Annotated in this window: 14 protein-coding genes; 4 read left to right on the top strand and 10 right to left on the bottom strand. The window is 62.6% G+C overall.

From position 1 onward, the window contains the following. Nucleotides 1-18: 18 nt before the first annotated feature. Nucleotides 19-921: a LysR family transcriptional regulator gene (locus tag ACQ4WQ_RS25195; protein WP_436500836.1), complete on the top strand. Its 903-nt coding sequence runs from the start codon at nucleotides 19-21 to the stop codon at nucleotides 919-921. Here the strand turns inward: ACQ4WQ_RS25195 and ACQ4WQ_RS25190 are convergent, their stop codons facing one another. Together ACQ4WQ_RS25190 and ACQ4WQ_RS25185 are read right to left on the bottom strand one after the other, a co-directional pair. Beyond that, a complete protein-coding gene (locus ACQ4WQ_RS25190) occupies nucleotides 922-1,329 on the bottom strand; it encodes a tautomerase family protein (RefSeq protein WP_436500834.1) in 408 nt (135 codons plus the stop codon). A 146-nt stretch (nucleotides 1,330-1,475) separates the two neighbouring features. Next, nucleotides 1,476-3,953 carry an IPT/TIG domain-containing protein gene (locus tag ACQ4WQ_RS25185; RefSeq protein ID WP_436500832.1) on the bottom strand — a complete coding sequence of 826 codons (2,478 nt, stop codon included), beginning with the start codon at nucleotides 3,951-3,953 and terminating at the stop codon, nucleotides 1,476-1,478. A 640-nt stretch (nucleotides 3,954-4,593) separates the two neighbouring features. Here ACQ4WQ_RS25185 and metH point away from each other — a divergent pair. Both metH and ACQ4WQ_RS25175 read left to right on the top strand, forming a co-directional pair. Then, on the top strand, nucleotides 4,594-8,388 hold the full coding sequence (gene metH, locus ACQ4WQ_RS25180; protein ID WP_436500830.1) for a methionine synthase: 3,795 nt from the start codon (nucleotides 4,594-4,596) through the stop codon (nucleotides 8,386-8,388). A gap of 121 nt (nucleotides 8,389-8,509) precedes the next feature. Further along, nucleotides 8,510-8,881 carry an SPW repeat protein gene (locus ACQ4WQ_RS25175; RefSeq protein WP_326458151.1) on the top strand — a complete coding sequence of 124 codons (372 nt, stop codon included), beginning with the start codon at nucleotides 8,510-8,512 and terminating at the stop codon, nucleotides 8,879-8,881. 195 nt (nucleotides 8,882-9,076) lie between these two features. On the opposite strand, the gene ACQ4WQ_RS25170 is transcribed toward ACQ4WQ_RS25175, so the two are convergent. From ACQ4WQ_RS25170 to rsmB, 8 genes are all read right to left on the bottom strand, one after another. Further along, nucleotides 9,077-10,357, bottom strand: a complete 1,281-nt coding sequence (locus ACQ4WQ_RS25170) for an EAL and HDOD domain-containing protein (protein ID WP_326458150.1) — start codon at nucleotides 10,355-10,357, stop codon at nucleotides 9,077-9,079. Nucleotides 10,358-10,494: 137 nt separating this feature from the next. Continuing rightward, on the bottom strand, nucleotides 10,495-11,274 hold the full coding sequence (locus ACQ4WQ_RS25165; RefSeq protein WP_326458149.1) for a class II glutamine amidotransferase: 780 nt from the start codon (nucleotides 11,272-11,274) through the stop codon (nucleotides 10,495-10,497). 86 nt (nucleotides 11,275-11,360) lie between these two features. Further along, nucleotides 11,361-11,618: a BTH_I0359 family protein gene (locus ACQ4WQ_RS25160; protein ID WP_436500827.1), complete on the bottom strand. Its 258-nt coding sequence runs from the start codon at nucleotides 11,616-11,618 to the stop codon at nucleotides 11,361-11,363. Nucleotides 11,619-11,774: 156 nt separating this feature from the next. After that, nucleotides 11,775-12,176 (bottom strand): GTPase, encoded by a 402-nt coding sequence (locus tag ACQ4WQ_RS25155; RefSeq protein WP_436500825.1) that lies wholly within the window; start codon nucleotides 12,174-12,176, stop codon nucleotides 11,775-11,777. Continuing rightward, nucleotides 12,173-12,892 carry a response regulator gene (locus ACQ4WQ_RS25150; RefSeq protein ID WP_034749318.1) on the bottom strand — a complete coding sequence of 240 codons (720 nt, stop codon included), beginning with the start codon at nucleotides 12,890-12,892 and terminating at the stop codon, nucleotides 12,173-12,175. Before ACQ4WQ_RS25150 ends, ACQ4WQ_RS25155 begins: the two co-directional genes overlap by 4 nt. A gap of 98 nt (nucleotides 12,893-12,990) precedes the next feature. Then, on the bottom strand, nucleotides 12,991-15,285 hold the full coding sequence (locus ACQ4WQ_RS25145) for a sensor histidine kinase (RefSeq protein ID WP_436500823.1): 2,295 nt from the start codon (nucleotides 15,283-15,285) through the stop codon (nucleotides 12,991-12,993). Beyond that, entirely contained in the window at nucleotides 15,285-15,791 is a 507-nt protein-coding gene (locus ACQ4WQ_RS25140; RefSeq protein ID WP_226939765.1) for a DUF4390 domain-containing protein, read from the bottom strand. Before ACQ4WQ_RS25140 ends, ACQ4WQ_RS25145 begins: the two co-directional genes overlap by 1 nt. 97 nt (nucleotides 15,792-15,888) lie before the next feature. Beyond that, nucleotides 15,889-17,316 (bottom strand): 16S rRNA (cytosine(967)-C(5))-methyltransferase RsmB, encoded by a 1,428-nt coding sequence (gene rsmB, locus ACQ4WQ_RS25135; protein WP_436500820.1) that lies wholly within the window; start codon nucleotides 17,314-17,316, stop codon nucleotides 15,889-15,891. Between the two features lie 376 nt (nucleotides 17,317-17,692). On the opposite strand from rsmB, the gene argS reads away from it, so the two are divergent. Further along, nucleotides 17,693-19,402 carry an arginine--tRNA ligase gene (gene argS / locus ACQ4WQ_RS25130; protein WP_436500818.1) on the top strand — a complete coding sequence of 570 codons (1,710 nt, stop codon included), beginning with the start codon at nucleotides 17,693-17,695 and terminating at the stop codon, nucleotides 19,400-19,402. Nucleotide 19,403 lies beyond the last annotated feature (1 nt).

The raw sequence follows: 19,403 nt of genomic DNA, 5'->3' as shown, positions 1-19,403 counted from the left end.
TACCGGCCGCAAGCGCCCGTGGACCAGCTGACCGCCCTGCGCGCCTTGCGCCGCGTCGTGGAACTGGGCAGTTTCACGGCCGCCGGCGCCGCGCTGGGCATTTCCCACTCCATCGTGTCGCGCCAGATCCGCCAGCTGGAAAGCCAGCTGGGCGCCCAGTTGCTCAACCGCACCACGCGCCGCTTCGCCCTGACGGCCGCCGGCCAGGCATATTATCTGGCCAGCCGCGACATCCTCGACGCCCTTGATGCGGCCGACCGCGCCGTCGCCATGCACCAGGCACAGCCGTCCGGCAACCTGCGCATCAATGCACCGATGGCTTTCGGCACCCTGGAACTGGCCGCCTGGCTGCCCGACTTTACGCGCCGCTACCCGCACATCCACATCGATCTGGTCTGCAATGACCGGATCGTCGACCTGATCGAGGATGGCTTCGACGTGGCGCTGCGCCTGGCGCGCGGCTTGCCCGATTCCACCCTGGTGGCGCGCCAGCTGGGCAGCAGCCGCACCTTGGCCGTCGCCTCGCCCGCCTACCTGGCCCGCCATGGCCATCCGGCCACGCCGCAAGACCTGGCGCAGCACGATTGCCTGCTGTACAGCTCCGGCGAGAAGCCGGCCGAGTGGTCGTTCACGGACGCAGGCGGCGCCGCGCACAAGGTAGCCGTACGCGGCAGCCTGCGCGCCAATACCAGCGTCGCCCTGCGCGAGGCCGCTGTGGGCGGCATGGGGATCGCCGGCGCGGCCGACTTCATCGTGCGCGACGCGCTGCGCAGCGGCCAGCTGGTGGAAGTCTTGCCCGGCTACACCTTGCGCCCACGCACCTTGTACGCGCTGTATCCGCACAGCCGCCAGCTGTCGCCGAAGGTCAGGGTCTTCGTCGATTTCGCCGTGCAACACTATCAAAATCGCCACTGGGATTGATCAAGCCTGCTGCAGCGCCTTGTACACGGCGCGGAACTGCTGCGTCAAGCCGCCGTAGCCCCAGGCTGCCTGGCGCGCGTCGTGCACGTGGATATAGCTGACGTCATGCAAGGCCCCGAGATGCTCGCGCATGGCGGCGAACACGGCAGCGATATACGCGGCCTTTTCCGCCGCCATATTCGTTTCATCGCTGATCAGGATATCGAGGAAAAAGCTGGCCTTGCCCTGCACCTGCAGGGATGGCCCGCCGACAAACCAGTGCGCCGCGTCAAGATGGCTGATCGCCACCGATGTCAATGCGGGCGCCTTGTGCAGCAACTGTGCCGTCAAGGTGCTCAAGGTGGCGGCGATGGCGGCCGACTGGCGCGCATCGGGCGTGGTGGACAAACGCAGGTTCAGGATGGGCATGGGATGCTCCGCAAGTGGATGAAGCCCCATTCTAGGCAGGCGGAAGGTAAAACGGCAGCCCTCGCCAGGTACAGGATCTGTGCATATTCCACACACACAAAAAAGGGCTTGCCGCGGCAAGCCCTCGTTGCATCCAGCCCGCTGGCTTAGCGGCGCTGCACCTTCATCAAACGTCCGCCCACGGACGACGACAGGCTGACCTCGAAGCGGCCACCGGCCGGCAAGGCGCTGACATCGACGCTGGCTTTGCCACCCGTCAAGTCACTGGCGACCACCGTCTTGCGGCCATCGGCGGCCACGTGCAGTACGGCGGCGTAGGGTTCCGCCTCGGCATTCCAGACCAGCGCCAGCTTGCCGCCGCTTTGTGCCGCGTCGAACGTGGCATCGTTGGCGGCGGCCTTGCTGCGGCGCGCCGGACGCTCCAGCTTGGCCAGGGCCTTGCCATTTTGCAGCACTTGTACATCGCTGATGTCGCCCGGATTGGCGAAGCTGACGCGGAAATGGCTCATGGCGCTGCCGCCATGGTCAGCCACGGAGACCCCATCGAAGGGCAAGTCGATAGTCTGTCCCGACGCCATCAACACGCGCAGGGTATATGCATGGCCGCTGCCACTGGCGGCGCCGCCGGTGCGCGTCGACGAAGCCACGGCAGGGCGCAGGGCCACGCCCGTCGGCGTGATGCGGCCGGAAATGGTCAGATAGCCGTTCTCGGCCACGGACATGCTGGCGGCCAGCACATTGCTGCCCGTCGCCAGCGTGCTGCGGCTTTCCAGGAATTGCTGCACCCGCACATAGCTGTAGTCGGAGAACCAGGCGCCGCTGCAATAGCTCATCACGTCCTTCATCGGCGTGCTGCCGTAGACTGCCTTGCTCAACTGGCCGATGCCGCCCGCATAGCTGCTGTTGTACAGCGGTTGCGGCCCCAGGTCGCCGTTTGCATACGGGTAGTCGGTGACCGCACCGGCCGGGCCGCCGCAAGCGACGTGCTTGAGCGAATGATTGTGGCCCAGCTCATGCACAAGCGTGGTCAGCCATTCAGGCCAGCTATTGCCGAACGGATCGACAGAGGCAATGCTGCTGAACCTGGCGTCCAGGCCGATGGCCGCCGTAAAGGCGCTGTCGCTGCCAGCCGGATTGACATATGCCAGACCGGCGGCACGCGTGGAGGACATTTTCGGCACGAAGCCATAATAATAGGCGCCGTTATCTTCCTGGGCGCGCTTGCTGTTCAGGGCTTCCAGGGTCGTGTTCCACCAGCTGTCGGCCGTGCTGCTGCCCGGCACGCTCAGCGGGGCGCGCGTGGTAATGCTGATATTTTCCGCCGCATACGGATACACGCGGGTCAGCGCGGTGCGGATCACCTCGGCGTCAGGCAGTTGCGCCACGCCATCGTCGGTGCTCAGCGGCACCAGCACCAGGTGGATTTTCGCCGCGCTGGCCACGACGGGCGCCGCTTCCTGGCTCACTTGCGTACCATCATTGCCCACGGCCGTCACGCGCACGCGCACGCCGGGCAAGATCCAGCCAGCAGGCAGGACGGCGCTGAAGTTGCCGTTGAAACTGTAATCGCTTTTCACCGTCGGCAAGACCGATGGACCGCTCATGGTGATGCTGCCCAAGTTGCTGCCATTGGCGGCCGTCGCATTCAAGACCACGGCCGGGCTGGCCTGGCCCGCTTGCGTAGCGAGCACGGACACGCGCACGGCGGCCGACTTGCCGCGCGTCAGGCGCAAGGCTGCATCGCTGGCGTTCAGGTTCAGTACCTGCGCGAAATCAATGCTGCCCAAGGTAAAGGCCGATACCGTGCCCGCATTCACGGCGATGCGCGCAGCGGCCGACAGCATCACGCTGCCCGTTGCCGAGGCTGGCGCGGATAATACCAGTTGGCTGGAACTGGCGCTGACGATGACGGCTGGCGTACTGCCCACCGTCGCCGCGCTGACTTGGTCGAGATTGCTGCCCTGCACTGTCACTGACAAGGTCGCGCCGTTGACGGCCGACGTGATCGATGTCACCGCCACGCTGGCCAGGACCGTGTACGTGTCGCTGCTGATGACATCGTTGTACGGACCGCGCACCGTCAGCGGTCCCGTTGCCGCGCCCGCAGGCACCAGCACCGTCACGCTGCCCGCCGTCTGGCTTTGCGGCGTTGCCGCCGCGCCATTGCCGAACTGCACCGCCGTCACGGCGCCCATGCCGCCGCCCGCGATCGTCACGCTGGAACCGACACCGCCCGTCGCCGGCGCAACGCTGCTCACGCTCAGCGGCAGGTACACGTTCACGTTATAGCTGGTGGCCGCCGTGCCGCTGGCGCTGACCAGGCTCAAGGCACCCGTGACGGGTACGCCCGGCATGGTCAGGGTCACGCTGGTGTCGCTGACGGCAGTGCTGGCAACCGTCACGCCCCCGACGTGGAAGGCCGTCACACGGCTCAGATTCGTGCCCGTCACCACCAGGCTGCCACCGACGGCAACGTTCGCCGCCGAGACGGCCGTCACGGCAGGAATCACGACGGGATTGCCCGACGTGGTCGCCACCACCGTGTCACCACCGCCACCGCCGCCCCCGCCGCAAGCGGACAAGCCCAGCACGACAAACAAAGCCACAAGCAGATGGTTTTTCATGGCTGGCAACCATGTTGGTGCAGCGCGATGCCGGGCAGGACACGAGAGAAATGTGACATATTGGTGACTTTTGGTGAGAATTTAAGTTCGAAGAACCAATATTATGGGTTAATTCGATTCCCAAAGACAACTATTAATGCTTTTGATTCAATTGGTTTTGATAATAATTAAGATATCTGCTTAGAAATTTTTATTCTGGGAATTATTCGCGTCACTCTGTATTGTCTTAAATCAAGATTATTTTCCTTTGCAGCTATTGCTATTCAATTCATTAAAAATATCTTGAGATAGCGCAAATAATGTGGAAATTTTTCCACAGCCTAGACGTCGTGCCTTCCTGCCAATTTTGGCGGAAGAATTAACGTTTTGAGTAAGATTTTCAGGAATGTAATTTTCAGCAGCGGGGGCGGGGCAAGGCGATGTGTTGCAAGAAGGCCTGCCGTGGGGCGAACGGCCGCTTTTGCTTAAAACCAAAGCAGCCTGATGCCGTATAATTTTAGACCCGGTGAAATCAGGCGATTGCCACCTTCTGCCTGCCCTACCCGGCCGGCACTCTCCGTCAGCTGATCCTGCTGGCCCGCAACCGCCCCGTACAGTCTTGTCGCCGCGCCGCCGCCCGTTTGCCTATTGAAAGCATGAAATGAACGATACCGTGATCCCCGCCATGTCCCCGACCGAAGCCACCTTGCGCGCCATCCTGGCGCAGCGGATCATGATCCTCGACGGCGCCATGGGCACGATCATCCAGCAGTACAAGCTCGACGAAGAAGCCTACCGTGGCGGTCCTGCCGGCCGCTTCATCGATTTCGCCGCGCCGGCCGACAGCGGCGCGCGCGAACTGTTCGTCAAGGGCAACAATGAGCTGCTGACCCTGACGCAGCCGCACATCATCCAGGAAATCCACGAGCGCTACCTGGCGGCCGGCGCCGACCTGATCGAAACGAATACCTTCGGCGCCACGACGATCGCGCAGGACGATTACCACATGGCCCACCTGGCCTATGAAATGAACGTCCAGGCGGCAAAACTGGCGCGCGCCGCCTGCGACAAGTATTCCACCCCGGACAAGCCGCGCTTCGTCGCCGGCGCCCTGGGACCCACGCCGAAGACGGCGTCGATCTCGCCCGACGTCAACGACCCGGCCGCGCGCAACGTCAGTTTCGACCAGCTGGTGGCCGCCTACCTGCAGCAGACGCAGGGCCTGGTGGAAGGCGGCGCCGACGTACTGCTGGTGGAAACCATCTTTGATACGTTGAACTGCAAGGCGGCCCTGTTCGCCATCGACCTGTACTACGAGCAGAATCCGACCGTCGTGCGCCTGCCGCTGATGATTTCCGGCACCGTCACGGACGCCTCGGGCCGTATCCTGTCGGGCCAGACCGTGCCCGCCTTCTGGAATTCCGTGCGCCACGCGAAACCGCTGACCATCGGCCTGAACTGCGCGCTGGGCGCCGCCCTGATGCGCCCGTACGCGGAAGAGCTGGCCAAGATCGCCGACACCTTCGTCTGCATCTACCCGAACGCGGGCTTGCCCAACCCCATGAGCGACACGGGCTTCGACGAATTGCCGGCCGACACCTCCGCCTTGCTGCGCGAATTCGCCGACGCGGGCTTTTTGAACATGGCGGGCGGCTGCTGCGGCACCACGCCCGAGCACATCGCCGCCATCGGCGCATTGCTGTCGAAAAACACGCCGCGCACGGTGCCGGCCCCATCGCACGACTTGCGCCTCGCGGGCCTGGAACCGTTCGTCGTCAACGACGAGTCGCTGTTCGTCAACGTGGGCGAGCGCACCAACGTCACGGGCTCCAAAGCGTTCGCGCGCATGATTCTCAACGAGCAATACGACGAAGCCTTGTCCGTTGCCCGCCAGCAAGTGGAAAACGGCGCGCAAGTGATCGACATCAATATGGACGAGGCGATGCTCGATTCGCTGGCCGCCATGACGCGTTTCCTGAACCTGATCGCCTCGGAACCCGATATTTCGCGCGTGCCCATCATGGTCGACTCGTCGAAATGGTCGGTCATCGAAGCGGGTTTGAAATGCGTGCAGGGCAAGGCCATCGTCAACTCGATTTCCATGAAGGAAGGCGAGGAAGAATTCCTGCGCCAGGCGAAACTGTGCCGCCGCTATGGCGCGGCCGTGATCGTCATGGCTTTCGATGAAAAAGGGCAAGCCGACACCTTCGAGCGCAAGATCGAGATTTGCGCGCGCGCCTATCACTTGCTGATCGATGCGCTGGACTTCCCGCCCGAAGACATCATTTTCGACCCGAACATCTTTGCCGTCGCCACCGGCATCGAAGAGCACAACAACTACGCCGTCGATTTCATCAACGCCACGCGCTGGATCAAGGAAAACTTGCCGTACGCGAAGATCTCGGGCGGCGTATCGAACGTGTCGTTCAGTTTCCGCGGCAACGATCCCGCCCGCGAAGCCATCCATACCGTCTTCCTGTACCACGCCATCAAGGCGGGCATGACCATGGGCATCGTCAACGCCGGCATGGTGGGCGTGTACGACAATCTGGACCCGGAATTGCGCGAGCGCGTGGAAGACGTGGTGCTGAACCGCCGCGAAGACTCGACCGAACGCATGATCGAATTTGCCGGCACCCTGAAGGCGGGCGGCAAGGCCGAGGCGCAAACCCTGGCCTGGCGCGAAGGCACGGTACAGGAACGCCTGTCGCACGCGCTGGTGCACGGCATCACGCAATTCATCGTGGAAGACACGGAAGAAGCGCGCCAGCAGCTGCTGCACAATGGCGGGCGCCCCATCCACGTGATCGAAGGCCCCTTGATGGCCGGCATGGACGTGGTCGGCGACCTGTTTGGCCAGGGTAAAATGTTCCTGCCGCAAGTGGTGAAATCGGCGCGCGTGATGAAGCAGGCCGTGGCCCATCTGATTCCGTTCATCGAGGAAGAAAAACTGCTGGAAGAGCAGCGCACGGGCATCGTCGCCAAGCCGAAAGGCAAGATCATCATGGCGACCGTGAAAGGCGACGTGCATGACATCGGCAAGAATATCGTCACGGTAGTCTTGCAATGCAATAACTTCGAAGTGGTGAACATGGGCGTGATGGTGCCGTGCTCGGAAATCCTCGCGCGCGCCAAGGTGGAAAACGCCGACATCATCGGTCTCTCGGGCCTGATCACGCCATCGCTGGAAGAAATGGCGTATGTCGCCAAGGAAATGCAGCGCGACGAACATTTCCGCATGCTTAAGATTCCCCTCTTGATCGGCGGCGCCACCACCAGCCGCGCCCACACGGCCGTGAAAATCGCGCACAACTACGAAGGTCCCGTCATCTACGTGCCGGACGCTTCGCGCTCCGTGTCCGTGGCGCAATCATTGCTGACGCCGGAACAGCGCGACAAATACGTGGAAGACATCGAGCTCGACTACGCGCGCATCCGCGAGCAACATGCCAACAAGAAGGCCCTGCCCATATTGCCGCTGGCGCAAGCCCGTGCCAACAAGATGGTCGTGCCCTTCGATGGCGCCTGCACGCCCGTGAAGCCGAAGTTCATCGGCCGCCGCGTGTTCAAGAATGTCGACCTGGCTACCCTGGCCAACTATATCGACTGGGGCCCGTTCTTCCAGACCTGGGACCTGGCCGGCCCCTTCCCCGCCATCTTGACGGATGAAGTGGTGGGCGACGCAGCCACCAAGGTCTATGCGGAAGGCCAGGCCTTGCTGAAAAAACTCATCGACGGGCGCTGGCTGACGGCCAACGGCGTCGTGTCCCTGCTGCCGGCGAATAGCGTCAATGACGACGATATCGAGGTGTACACGGACGATACGCGCAGTACCGTGGCGTTCACGTACTACGGCATGCGCCAGCAAGGTGTCAAGCCCGTGGTCGACGGCGTGCAGCGTCCGAACCAGTGCCTGGCCGACTTCATTGCGCCAAAGGCATCGGGCGTGAAGGATTACATCGGCATGTTTGCCGTGACGTCCGGCCTGGGCATCGAAAAGTATGAAAAACGCTTCGAGGATGCGCACGACGATTACTCGTCCATCATGTTGAAGTCGCTGGCGGACCGTCTGGCCGAGGCGTTTGCCGAATACCTGCATGAGCGCGTGCGCAAGGATTTGTGGGGCTATGTGCCGGACGAGCATCTGGGCAACGACGACATGATCGCCGAGAAATATGTCGGCATCCGCCCGGCGCCCGGCTACCCGGCCTGCCCCGAGCACACGGTCAAGAAACAGATGTTCGAGGTCATGCAGGCCGAGGAAATCGGCATGCAGCTGACGGAATCGTATGCCATGTTCCCCGGCGCGGCCGTGTCCGGCTTCTATTTTGCCCATCCGGAGTCGAAATACTTCGTCGTCGGCAAGATCGGCATGGACCAGGTGGAAGACATGGCCAAGCGCCGTGGCGCCAGCATCGAGGACGTGGAACGCTGGCTGGCGCCGAATCTGTCGTAGTGCCATAATATAAGCACAAGGCGCGCGGAACTTATCGCGCGCCGAAGCGCACTAACGCAGTATGCCGGCTGGCATGCTGCATGCCCGCTCCGGCCCGTTCCCCAACTGGCAAGGAGGTAATATGGCAACCAACTTCAAACTGAAACGCTGGCAGGATCAGGTGATCCTGTTGCTGGGCCTGTGGCTGCTCGTCTCGCCCTGGGCCTTTTCCTACCCTGAAGGCTCGCCGCAGATGATCAACGCCTTTATCTCGGGCCTGGTCGTCGCCGTGCTGGCCGCCTTCGATCTGTACAAGACCTATTTCTGGGCCGTCGTCGTCAACCTGCTGGTGGGCGTCTGGGTGGCCGTGTCGCCGTGGGTACTGCGGCTGGCCGATCAGCGCGTCGTCATGTGGAACGAGCTGATCGTCGGTATCGCCGTCGTCGTGCTGGCCCTGTGGGAACTGCGCACCGACCCCGAACTGCACAAGCACTGGCCCGGCGCGGCAGCGTAGCGGCGTAAAAAAGCCCTGTCACGGCGACGCCGTGCAGGGCTTTTATGAACAACACAGCTGATACGCGACGTCACAGCGCCTGGCATGAGCGTAGCGAGCGGAAGGGAGAGGTGGCTAAGAAGCGCAACCGTACTAAAGTACGGTGAGCATCGCAGGCCGCCTATACCGACGCGCAGTAGCTCAGGTCAGGCGCCATTACAAAGCATACCTGACAACGTTATCGCTCCATTCGTAGGCGGCCATTTCCAGCTCCACCAGGTCGTCCGGCGACATGGCCAGGTCGCGCAAGGTCGGCACGATCTCGCCTTCCATGTCTTCGATGCGCTCGATGCATTCGGCCAGGCGCAGCAGGTCGCCGTAGAAGCCTTCGCGCGACAGCAGCGCTTCGGCCACTTCGTCGATGACTTCGATCTGGCTGAGGATTTCCGACATCGGCACGCCGAACAGGGTATCCATCAGCGACATGATGCCGACCGTAAAGGCGATATCGGCTGAATGGGCATGGTTCGGGCGCAGTTTATGCGCCAGCAGTTCCAGCAGGCGGCCGCGCGTGGTGGCCAGCATCAGCAGCGGCGTCATGCTATGGCCGCGCTTGCTTGGTTCCGCGTACAGCATGATCTGCAGCCAGCGCTGCAACTGCCGGCGGCCCAGCACGGTCACGGCCTGGCTCAGCGAATCGATGCGCTGGCGCGCGCCCACGGCCGGCGTATTGACTAGGCGCAGCAGGTTCAGGGCCAGCGACACGTCGCGCTTGATGGCGCGCTCGATCTCCATGTTGTCGGCGTCGGACGTCACCAGCGTCATCAGTTCCATGACGGCCAGTTGCGACGGCGACAGCTTCTTGCCCGTCATGATGGCGGGCTTGGCAAAGTAATAACCCTGGAAATAATCGAAGCCCAGGTCCAGGCCCGACTTGAATTCTTCGCGCGTCTCGACCTTTTCCGCCACCAGTTTCTTGTTTTCCTGCTTGAAACGGGGTGCCAGCGCTGCCAGCACTTTCGGATCGACCGTGCTCATGTCCATCTTGACGTATTGCACCAGCGGTAACAGTTCCTGCACTTGCGCCGTATCGGAGACGACGTTTTCCAGCGCGAAAGTAAAGCCGTGACCCACCAGTTCGCTGATGCGCGCGCGCACTTCCGGCGTGACGGGCATCGATTCGACGATTTCCAGCACCACTTTTTCACGCGGCAGGAACACGAAGATGTCGCTCATGATCACGTCGGCATCGACATTGACGAAACCGAGCGCATCGCCGATGACCTTTTCCATGCCCAGCTGGGAGGCGTGGGCGATCACGGATGCCGTGGCGGACAGGTCGCTGGTAATGTTGGCGGGGCCGACCGGAGCGTTGCGGAATAGCAACTCATAGCCGAACAGGGCCTGGTTGCGGTCGAGGATAGGTTGTCGACCCAGATAGAACTCGCGCACGCGCAAGGGTTTCGGGGTGATGTCGTTGCTGGAAATATCGATCATTAACTCTTCATCAATCACGTCGAGTGACACCGGCCGCGCGGCGCCCGCATCAAGGTTCACTATTGACAATACTTTAGCTGAATTTCGCCCGCGCTGTGGGTATTTTGGCAGCAATCCAGCGTATTGTCGTCAACAAATTAGACCGCTGGCGTGTCTTGCACCACGCCGTCGACAAATAATTTCAATTCGCCGGGCGCAAACGCCGTCCATTGCTCATTCGTCGTCAGCGGCTGGGTAACGATCACGGCAACTCTGTCCTGGGGCGTCGTCACCTGGGAAAAGTCCACGCTCAGGTCTTCATCGGAGAGTTTAGCAGTTGGAAACGGATGTTGTCGCACCAGATAGTGCAAGCTGGTCGAGCAATGGGCAAACAGCGCCTCGCCGCTCGACAGCATCATGTTGAACGTGCCGTGGGCCGCGATGCTGGGCAACAATTCCGCCAGCGCGGCATGCAGTTGCGGCAAGGCCGGCGGGGCGTCGCCAAAGCGCGCGTGCAATTCCTGCAGCAGGTAGCAGAAGGCCCGTTCGCTGTCCGTGCAGCCGACGGGGCGGTAACTGCCCGTCAGCACGGGGTTGAATTGCTTCAAGTCGCCATTATGGGCAAAGACCCAGTAGCGGCCCCACAGTTCGCGCACGAACGGGTGGCAATTTTCCAGCGCCACCTGGCCCTGGGTCGCCTTGCGGATATGCGCGATGACATTGCGCGACTTGATGGGGTAGCGTTTGATCAGTTCGGCCACGGGCGAAGCGATGGCCGCCTGGTGGTCGACGAAATGGCGCACGCCGGCACCCTCGAAGAAGGCGATGCCCCAGCCGTCATGGTGGGTATCGGTATGGCCGCCGCGCATGGCGAAGCCGGTAAAACTAAAGACAATGTCCGTAGGGACATTGCAATTCATTCCGAGAAGTTGGCACATGGTCTGTTTGCAGCGGGATAACATGCCCACCATACCATGCCGCCTTGCGGATTGGTATGGTGGCGATCGCCATCAGACAGCCAGAATCAGTGCAACAGGACCGGCTGGCTCATGAGGGAATCATAGCTGCCCAAAAATTCATCGATCTCTTCCATGCTGGGTTCGCTGGCAATCAGTTCCGTGACGTCGCGGCGGAAGTTTTGCGCGAGGATTCCCGCGATGAAAGTCTCGCGCTTGCCGCCCTTGTCGACGATTTCATAACCGCCGAAGCGCAGGGCATCCAGGTCGCCATCGACGCCGAATTCCACGACGCTGTATTGTTCGCTGTTATAGATCAGGTTCATTTTGCATCCTTCGCTCAAGCAAGAGAAACTCTTGCGGTTTCAGGACAGAGGTGGGGTTCCCACGCCGCCATTTCAAGCGGCCAGGCCACCCTGCGGGCTACAGAGTTGTAACGAGATGCAAACTGCGACTGCGGTAATACCGTCAGGCAACCACGTTCAGGAAACAAGCAGGTCGGGTTCCAGCGCCAGCAGGACATCGTAGGGACTGGCCGTCAGCCAGGTGCGCAGCTGTTCAATGTGCGAGGCGTCGGCCAGGCTGATGAACAGGCGCGCGGGCGGATGGCGCAGCAGACGATTTAATGTTACACGCAATACGAGATTGCCGCTGCAGCACAGGCAACCGGGCGCGATGCGCAACAGTTGCAATGGAAACGATGGAGAAGGGGGAATTTGCTCGGCCAGGTCGGCCAGGATGGCATTGCCGTCAGCGAGGCCTTCGAGGATCACGGCGGCCGGCTGGCCAGGCTGCAAGGCTTGCGCGATGGCCGCCTCGCGCTCGGCGGCGCGACCACCGCTGACCAGGGTCAGCGGCGTTGGACGCCGCACGGCTGCCGTCACAGGCCTTTCTTGGCCAGCTTGCCCGGTTCGACACCCAGCTGTTTCAGCTTGCGGTACAAATGGGTGCGTTCCAGGCCCGTTTTTTCCGCCACGCGGGTCATGCTGCCGCCTTCGCGGCCCAGGTGGTGTTCGAAATACATGCGCTCGAAGGCGTCGCGCGCCTCGCGCAGCGGCAAGTCGAATGACAGGTTGTAGCCATGGCCTTCGGCCACCGCCGGTACGGCGATGCCTGGGCGCACCATCAGCTGTTGCGGCGCGCTGCCGCCAAAGCTGGGCACGGGATGGCTGCTTTCCTCGGCCACCACGGGTGCCACCGGACGCGGCGCCACGCTCGGCGCGCGCACGGTTTCCTGTGCCCGTGTCAAGCCTTGCTGGACTGCCTTCAGCAGTTTTTGCAGGGCAATCGGTTTTTCCAGGAAGTTCATGGCGCCGATACGCGTCGCCTCGACTGCCGTATCGATGGTGGCGTGACCCGACATCATGATCACCGGCATGGTCAGCAAGCCATCGCGCTGCCACTCCTTGAGCAAGGTGACGCCATCCGTGTCGGGCATCCAGATATCCAGCAATACCAGATCCGGCGCACCGGCGGCACGCGCTTCGCGCGCCTGCTGCGCATTTTCGGCCAGCTGGATAGCATGTCCTTCGTCGCCCAAAATTTCCGAGAGCAACTCACGGATACCCATTTCATCATCCACTACGAGTATGTTTGCCATTCGTGTCTTGCCTTCCTCATTTCGCCGGCCGTCGCGCACAAGATGTACGCGGCGGACAACTATGATTTTATTAGTGTTTTAAATACTAAACCAGACCCTCACGCCAGGAATTCCTGGGCAGGAGTGTCGGGAGCTAACTTTAACAGCAAAATGACCACCGAAGCGCCATTGCCGTCGACCCGGTTCTCGATATCGATGCGTCCGCCGTGTTCATCGATAATTTTCTTGACCATCGCCAGGCCCAATCCCGTGCCGCGCGCCTTCGAGGTCACATAGGGCTCGAAGGCCCGCGCCAGGATTTTTGGCGCAAAACCAGGACCATTGTCGGTGATGGCCAGCCGTACGGCGATATTCACGCCGCCGTCCGCACTGCGATAATGAATTGCTTCCGTCCTTACGTCAATCCGCGGATGCGGCGAGTCCGGCGGCAAGTCGGCCATGGCATCCTGCGCGTTCTGCAGCAGGTTATGGATCACCTGGCGCAACTGGGTCGGATCGCCCATCACCATCGGCAGATTCGGCGCCAGCAGCGGGTGGATGATGTCGCCATCGTCGCCGCGCAGGTACAGGTTCAATATCTCTTCGATCAGCTCGTTCAGGCGCAAGGGCACGAGCACGGCCGGCGGCGTGCGCGCATAGTCGCGGAAGTCGTCAACCATGCGCTTCATCGCATCGACCTGCTTGACGATGGTGGTGGTGGCGCGGCTGAGCAGTTCGGCGTCGCGCGGCTCCAGCTTGTCTTCGAGCTTCATCTGCAAGCGCTCGGCCGACAGCTGGATGGGCGTGAGCGGATTCTTGATTTCATGCGCCAGGCGGCGCGCCACCTCGCCCCAGGCGATCGAGCGCTGCGCGGAAATGACGTCGGAAATATCATCGAACACGACGATGTAGCCGCTGCCCGACTCCAGCGGCAGGCGCGAGCCGCGCGCCAGCAAGGTGATGTCATGCTCGTCGGCACTGCTGCCCAGGCGGCGCGGAATCTCGATTTGCCGCTGCCAGTGCAGGCGCTGCTGCCGGCCCGACGCCGATTGCGCGCTTTGCGCCGTGAAGGCACTGATGATGGTGCCGCCAAACTCTTCCATTCCAGCAATATGTGCCAGCGGCTGGCCCACCATGCTCATGCCCGAATGCTGGAGGATGCGCTCGACCGACTCGTTGCAGGTGACCAGCTTGAAATCGCCGTCGAGCACCATCACGCCGGCCGACATGTTCGCCAGCACCGATTCCAGGTGGGCCTTGGCGTTTTGCAGCGCGGCGCGGTTGCTTTCCACGGCCGTGCGCGCATCGAGCAGCTGGCGCGTCATGATGTTGAACGATTGCGTCAGGGTACCCAGTTCATCCTTGGTGGCGACGATGGGACGCGGCGACAGGTCACCCTCGGCCACGGCGCGCGTGCCCTCCGCCAGCAGCAGCAGCGGTTGGGCCAGGTTGCCGGCGATCAGGAAAGCGCTGCCGATGGCGCCAAAGATGGCCAGCAGCAAGGTCAAGGTGAGGATTTCCATGTACATCTTGCGCAATCCCACGCGCGCGACGAAACGTTCCTTGTATTCGCTGTAGGCGGCGCGCAGCACTTCGCCATTCGTCGCCAGCTTGGGCGGCACCGCCTGCAGCAGTTGCAGGTAGCGGGGCGAGACGGAGGGCCCCGGCACGGCCACCAGCACGCGCAGGCGCAGGCTGGCCGCCGTTTCCAGCGACGCCGGCAGGCCCGAGCGGAAACCGCCGCCGCCCGACTCCGTGCCATCGTCATGCAGCTCCAGCCCGCCCTCTGCGGAGGCATAGCCGGCCGGCAAGGCTGCCTGCACCAGCATGGCCGGCGTCGGCAAGTCGGCCGCGCTGTGCGGCCCGGCGCTGGCCAGCAGCACACCGTCGCCGCTGACGAGCATGACGTTTTGCATGCCCTCTTCGCGCAGCAGGCTGGTCAGCACCGCCGGACCGGCCACCGGATCGGCGCCCAGTTCCTCGACCGCCTTGTGGCCCCGGTGGTCGAGCTCGACCAGGGCCGCATCGAGGCCGGCGCGGCCCAGCTCAATCCCCGATTCCAGCGCCGCTTCGATCTTGACGTTGAACCAGGATTCGATGGAGTGGGAGACGAATTGCACGGAAACGAGGAAAATCACCAGGCCCGGCAGGATGCCGACGGCGGCGAACAGCATCACCAGGCGCGTCATCAGCTTGGAGCCGAACTTGCCGCTCTTGTAGCGCGCGTACAGGCGGGCCAGGGAAATGCCCACCAGCGCCAGCAGCGACACGGCCACGGCCGCGTTCAGGCCCAGCAGCCAGGTGTAGTAACGGTCGAAAAAGCCGGAATTATCGGAAGCCGACGCCAGCAGGAACAGCAGGATACTGACTATGCCGCCGCCCACCACCAGCAGATAGCGCAATGCTTGACTCACTACTCCGCCGTATACAAGAAGGTTTTTTTATTCGAAGCCAGGCGCCAGTCGCTGTTATTGAAGGCATTGACCTGTATCGGCTTGGGTAGGTAGTCGCGGTCCATGCCCATGCGCAAGGTGACGTTATATGTCTGCCCCACTTTCAGCTCGCCGCGCCGCGCCACCAGCCAGCGGCTGGGACGGCGGATCAGGAACAGCGCGTCGTCGAGCGTGGGGAAGCTTTGCTGCAAGCCGCCGCCCGACACATGATACTGGCGCGTGAGCACGTTGTACGACAGCTTGCTGGTCTGGCGCGCCACGATGGCTTTTTCATCGAACCAGTACCAGCGGGGCCGGGTCAGTTCAATTTCCGTCGTGAAATACAGCGGCACGCCATGTTGTACCGCATCATCGAGGTCGTGATTGAGCTCGAAGGAATACGTGGCGGCCAGCTTGTAGCCCTCTTCGCTAGCCTCGATGTAGGCACGGGTGATCTCGACCATGTCGGCAGCATGCGCGCGTGGCATGCTACATGCCAGCATCAGCAACAGGGCCAGGAGTCGGAAGAGTCGTGTTGTCACAAGTGTGCCGATAGTGTCCGTAGGAAAAGGTTCGACGAATCGCTCAAGCCGCATTTTTTTGGAATAGCGCATAGAACAAACCGTCGTGGTCCTGCTCCGCGCTGCCAGTTGGCAACAGCTGGCCAGGCGCTGTCAATCGGGTCGCATTATTGCGCACCGCAAATGCCGCCGCCTGTGCCTCGGACTCTTGCGGCCACAATGAACAAGTCACGAACAGCAATTTACCATCGGGGCGCAGCATCTGCCACAGGTTGTCCAGAATTTTGGATGAAAGTGTTGCAAGTTGGAACGCGTCACCCTTGCGGCGCAACCAGCGGATGTCGGGATGGCGGCGCACGATGCCCGAGGCCGTGCACGGCACGTCGGCCAGGATGCGGTCGTACTGCTGGCCGTCCCACCAGGCGCTCGATTGCGCGTCCTGCGCCTTCAGCGTGGCGTCCAGGCCCAGGCGCTCGAGGTTTTCCGCGATGCGCGGCAGGCGCTTGGCGTCCGCATCGATGGCCGTCACGTGCACGTCGGCCAGCTCGAGGATGTGGCAGGTCTTGCCGCCCGGTGCCGCGCAGGCGTCCAACACGCGCATGCCGTCCTGCAAATCCAGCAGCGGTGCGGCCAACTGGGCGCCAGCATCCTGCACGGAGACGACGCCCTGCTCGAAGCCGGGGATCAGCGCCACGCCGATCGGCTTATCGAGGCGCACGGCAAACGGTCCCACCTGACGCGCGGCGATACCCGCTTCCTGCAACACGGCCAGGTAGGCTTCGACCGTGCTCTTGCGGCGATTCACGCGCAACGTCAATGGCGGTACGGCATTGCCGGCCGTCAAAATGGCTTGCCAGTCGCGCGGATAGGCCAGGCGCAGCGAATCGATCCACCACTGCGGATAATTCCATTGCGCCAAAGGTTGCTGCAGGGCCGCTTCCAGCAACGATTTGCGCTCGCGCAAGAAGCGGCGCAAGACGGCGTTGACCATGCCCTTGGCATGCGCCAGGTCAGGATGCGAGGTGGCCACCGTGACAGCCTGGTCGACCACCGTGAATTCTTCGTACGGCTGCTCGCCCGGCTCGGCCGACATCAAGGACAGCGCGCAGCACAGCAGGGCAGCAAGCATCGGCGGCTCCGGCGCCTTCGACGTCATCAGGCCGACCAGCGTTTCGCTGCGGCCCAGCTGGCGCATGGTGCGGTAGGAAATATCCTGGATGGCGCCGCGCGCCTGCGGGCTGGCGTTCGATTGCGCAAACACCTTGGCCAGCGCCTGCGGCAGGGCCGTGCCCGTGCGCACTTGCGCCACGGCATTGGCCGCGCCCAGCAGGCAAAACGCCAGCGAGTCGGCGCGCAGATCGGGTTGGAAGCCTGGCTGCAAGACCGGTTTCAGGTCGGGATGATAGCTGGGACGCAATTTCGGTGCGGCAGGGGCAGGAGCCTGGCCTGGCGCCGGCTTGGTTTTCAATTTCAGCGTGGGGCGCTTGTTCATAGTTATCCGGTGTGGCTGCGCGCGGCGGGCTGCATGGTGGCAAAGGCGCGGCCGCGCGTCATCAATAAAGGGTCGATTGTAGCGTTTGTGGCGCCCTCTGGCCCAAGCGATTGCAGCGATACATGTAAATTGCGGCAAAAAACTGCATATATACAAGCAGAATGCACCACGCTGATGTTTTCGCGCACCAACATGGGCATGCTGTCCTGATAATATCGTGAAATGCGCCGCCACGGGAAGCTTGCCGGCAAGCGTATTGTTCCCGGCGGCAAACCAGTATAATTAACGCAGTCTGGGCGGCTTGGGTACTTGCCGTCCGTTTTGCTTTTCGATTCATTCTATTCATTCTTAACGCGGTTCCACCGCCATCCTGCTCATGCTCGCCCAACAGAAACAAGAAATCATCGCCCTGTTCCAGGCCGCCCTCGCTCCCGTCCTGGCCGGCACTTCGCTGACGCCATCCGTGGTGCTCGAGCGACCACGCGATGCATCGCATGGCGACGTCGCCTGCAATATCGCCATGCAACTGGCCAAGCAGCTGAAACAGAACCCGCGCGAACTGGCGCAAACCATCGTGACGGCCGTGCTGGCCAACCCGGCTGGCAAGGGCCTGATCGAGGCAGTGGAAATCGCCGGCCCCGGCTTCATCAACGTGCGCGTCTCCGCCGCCGCCAAGCAGGCCGTGGTGAAAACCATCTTGAGCGAGGCCGACAGCTATGGCCGCAGCACGGCAGGTGCCGGCAAGCAAGTCATCCTGGAATTCGTCTCGGCCAACCCGACCGGTCCGCTGCACGTGGGCCACGGCCGCCAGGCGGCCCTGGGCGACGCCCTGTCCTCGCTGTTCGACGCGCAAGGCTACCAGGTGACGCGCGAGTTCTATTACAACGACGCGGGCGTGCAGATCCAGACCCTGGCCAATTCCGTGCAGGCGCGCGCGCGCGGCTTCAAGCCGGGCGACGCCGAATGGCCCGAGTCCGCCTACAACGGCGACTACATCGCCGACATCGCCAACGACTTCAAGGCCGGCAAGACGGTATCGGCCAGCGATGGCTTGCCAGCCACGGCCAACGGCAACGTGGAAGACATCGATTCGATCCGCCCCTTCGCCGTCACCTACCTGCGCAACGAGCAGGACATCGACTTGCTGGCCTTCGGCGTGAAGTTCGACAATTACTACCTCGAATCGTCGCTGTACGCGGACGGCAAGGTCAACAGCGCCGTCGACACCTTGATCAAGGCCGGCCACACGTATGAACAGGATGGCGCGCTGTGGCTGCGCACGACCGACTTCGGCGACGACAAGGACCGCGTCATGCGCAAGACGGACGGCACCTACACGTATTTCGTGCCCGACGTCGCCTATCACCTGGTGAAATGGCAGCGCGGTTTCGTGCAGGCCATCAATATCCAGGGCAGCGACCACCACGGCACCATCGCGCGCGTGCGCGCCGGCCTGCAGGCCGTCGACATGGGCATCCCGCAAGGCTACCCCGACTACGTGCTGCACAAGATGGTCACCGTCATGAAGGACGGCGAGGAAGTCAAGATCTCCAAGCGCGCCGGCTCCTACGTGACCGTGCGCGACCTGATCGAATGGTCGGGCGGCGGCGACATCGCCAAGGGCCGCGACGCCGTGCGCTTCTTCCTGATCTCGCGCAAGGCCGACACGGAATTCGTCTTCGACGTCGACGTGGCGCTGAAAACCACCGATGAAAACCCCGTCTATTACGTGCAGTACGCGCATGCGCGCATCTGCCGCATCCTGGAAAACTGGGGCGGCGATGCAAGCACGGTCGCCGGCGTGGACTTGTCCCCGCTGACGGCGCCGACCGAAGCGACCCTGCTGGCGACCCTTGCCGCCTACCCGGAAATGCTGGCGCGCGCGCAAGCGGAACTGGGTCCGCACCAGGTCGCCTTCTACCTGCGCGACCTGGCCGCCAACCTGCACAGCTTCTACTTCGCCGAAAAAGTGCTGGTCGAGGACGAAGCCGTCAAGATGGCCCGCCTGGCCCTCGTCATCGCCGCGCGCCAGGTATTGCGCAACGGCCTGGCACTGATCGGCGTGTCCGCGCCAAACAAAATGTAAT

Origin of the sequence: Janthinobacterium goodfellowi, from assembly GCF_051380695.1 — a bacterium.
In the GTDB taxonomy this organism is placed as follows: Bacteria; Pseudomonadota; Gammaproteobacteria; order Burkholderiales; family Burkholderiaceae_D; genus Janthinobacterium.
The sequence above is the reverse complement of the archived record's forward strand: the minus strand, read 5'-3'. Positions and strand labels throughout refer to the sequence as shown.